At 68.0% G+C, this 2,992-nt stretch carries 1 protein-coding gene; it reads right to left on the minus strand.

What is annotated here, in order from left to right; translation table 11 throughout:
- The coding region (locus tag ACEZDG_RS37840; RefSeq protein ID WP_380519514.1) for an RHS repeat domain-containing protein at nucleotides 1–2,992 on the minus strand (2,992 nt) is incomplete at both ends.

Consider the following 2,992-nt stretch of genomic DNA (forward strand, 5'->3'; position numbering starts at 1 on the left):
GTGGACTTCGGCTTGGCAGATGACGTCGTACCAGGAGCAGTGGCGGTGGGCTGCTGCGGCTTCTGCTTTGGCCTTGGCTGCGGCTTCGGCTCTGGCTTTGGCCTCGGCGGCCAGGGCGGCGCGTTCGGCGTCGTCGGACTTCTTCTTTGCGGCGACCTGCTGGTCGAGGGTCGTTTTGCAGCTGGCGCTCTGCTGGCATCCGGCGGAGTCGGTGCCCTGGCCGTCGCAGCTTCCGTTGGACATGCCGTCTGCGCCGAAGCTGCAGCCGGAGCCGTGGTAGTAGCTGGCGCCGCAGCCGTCGCAGAAGAGTCCGCTGGGGTCGGATCCGGTGACGGGGTTGCTGCCGGCGTAGGTGTAGCCGTTGAGCTGCTGGGGGTCGGCTTCCAGGACCGGGTCGAGGCTGATGAAGCGGCCCAGGGTGGGGTCGTACTGGCGGGCGCCGACGGTGGTGAGGTCGTCGCTGGTGTCCTGGGGTTTGTCGAGGTAGCCGTTGGGGTCCAGCCAGGTGCTGCCCGGGGTGCTGCCGCGGGGGGCGCCGTAGGGGGTGTACTGCTTCCAGGTCGGGTTCTTGGCGGTGCTGTCGAGGCTGACGGTGGCGGTGCCGTGCTGGTCGGAGAGGGTGAAGCCGTAGCTGCTGTTGTTCAGGACGGCTTGGCCGCCGCCGGGCAGGGCGTAGCTGCGGACGGCGTTGAGGGCGTTGTTGCCGGGGATGAAGGTGATCTGTTGTGCGGGCAGGAAGAGCGTGGTGGTGGTGGGGTCGACGCGTTCGATGACGTTGCCGTCGGCGTCGTAGTCGTAGGTGGTGGTGTTGGTTCCGGTGGTGGCGCTCTGCAGTTTGCCTTCGTCGTTCCAGGTCAGTGACTGCTGGCCGGAGGGGGTGGTGCGGGAGGTGGTGTTGCCGAGTGCGTCGTAGCAGTAGGTGTTGCTGGCACTGCTGGCGCCGGTGACGGTGGAGGTGGCCAGGGTGTGCGGGGCGGTGCTGGTGGGGCAGCCGGTGGCGCTGCCGCCGTAGGTGTCGGTGGTGGTGGTGTCGGTGGCGCCGGTCAGGGAGTGCTGGACCTGGGTCTTGGTCTGGCCCAGCTTGTCGTAGGTCCAGCTGGTCCAGTAGGCGCTGCCGGTGACCCCGTCGCCGACGGTGGTGGTGACGTTGGCGCTGGTGGGTTGGGTGCTGCAGCTGGTGGCGGTGCTGGAGGTGGTCCAGGCGGAGGTGAGGCGGTCCAGGCCGTCGTAGCCGTAGCACTGGGTCTCGGTGGTGGTGCCGTTGCGGACGTCGGTCTGGGAGGTGATGTTGCCGGAGGGGTCGTAGGTGTCGCTGGTGTCGTCCAGCGGGGTGCTGGAGACGGCGGTGTTGACCACGTTCTGGTCGGTCAGCCGGCCGGTGTGCGGGTCGTAGGTGTCGGAGACGGAGGCCTTGTTGGTGGCCGATCCGATGACCTCCTGGGCGACCTGGCCGAGCGCGGTGTAGGAGATGTTCTGGACGTAGCCGTTGGCCCCGCCCAGGCCGGAGGGTACGTCCAGGCCGCGGGCCGTGGAGTAGCCGGTGGTGAGGATCTCCTGGGGCATGCCGCCGGCGGCCGGGACCAGGGTGGACTTGGGCAGGCCGGTGGTGGGGGTGTAGCTGTGCTTGTAGGTGTAGGTGCCGGCCAGGGCGGTGCTGCCGGGGACGGTGTAGGCCTCGCCGGTGGACTCGCCGAAGATGTTGAAGCCCTGGGCCTGGGTGGTGAACGTACCGTCGGGGGTGGTGGAGGTCTGGGTGGTGAGGTGCCCGATCGGGTACGTCATCCCTGCGACGGCATTGTTGCTGTTGTCGTAGGTCCAGGAGGCGATCTGGTTGGCGCTGGACTGGTTCGCGACGGTGGCGTCGTACTCGGCGGTCTTGCGGTTCAACGCGTCATAGGTGAACGACAGGGTGTGTCCGGCCGAGTCGGTGGACTGCAGGATGTTGCCGTTGGCATCGTAGAGCGTGGGCGAGTTGGCCGGGGTGGAGCCTGCGTCGGGGTCGGACTTTGTGACCGGGTTGCCCTGGAAGTCGTACCCGGTGGACCAGGTGTCGTTGTTGGCGTCGATGGTCTGGTAGGCCAGACCCTGGGCGTTGAAGGTGTACCGGGTGGCCTGGGTGTTACCACCGGTGATGCTCGCCGTGGTGAACCCGCCGGCCACAGCCGTGCTGACGGTGGGCGCGGTGGCGTACTGGTCCTGCTCGGTCGTGCGGCCCAGCGCGTCGACCACAGTGGCTCCGGCCGGGGCACCGGTGGGAGGCACGGTGACAGTGCGGTCGCCCAGGTACTGGGTGTAGGCCTGCTCCTTGACCTGCGAGTCGTCCAGGGAGCTGACCACGGTGGGCCGGCCCTGGCCGTCGTAGGAGGTCAGGGTCTGCTGGTCGGCCTTGTTGTCGGCCACCGTCACCAGGCTGGAACCCGGATTCGCGGTGGGGTCCCAGTAGTTGGTGTTGGTCTTGTAGGTCCAGCCGTGGGTGTCGTAGAAGGTGTCGCTGATGATGCGCCCGGTAGCGCTGGCGGTGACCGCCTGGTTCTGGGTCTGACGCACCCTAAGCAGCGCGTCGTACAAGGTGGTCGTGGTGGAGTAGCCCGACTCCTCGTTCATCGTCTGGGTGGTCACCACGACCGGGGCGGTCACTCCGGTGGCCGGGTAGGAGTAGCTGTAGGTCTGGTTGGCGGGCAGGCTGGTGGCGCGTGAGTTCTTCCACACCGCCAGGGCGCGGCCCAGCCCGTCGGAGTGGACCGTGCTGGTGACGCCGTTGACATCGAGCGCGGACAGGGTCAGATCGCGTTCGGGGTCAAGGACGGTGCTGCTGCTCTGGTGCAGGGCGTTGGTGGCCTGGATCCCGACCGTGGTCAGCCACGCGGTGGTGGTGTACGAGGTGTCGGTCTCGTTCCCGTTCGCGTCGAACGCGGCAGTGGGACGCCCGTAGGCGTCGTAGACGGTGGCGGACTTGGTCTTGTAGGTGAACGCACCCCCGCTGTACCCGGTC

Source organism: Streptacidiphilus alkalitolerans (genome assembly GCF_042511045.1).
Classification (GTDB): domain Bacteria; phylum Actinomycetota; class Actinomycetes; order Streptomycetales; family Streptomycetaceae; genus Streptacidiphilus; species Streptacidiphilus alkalitolerans.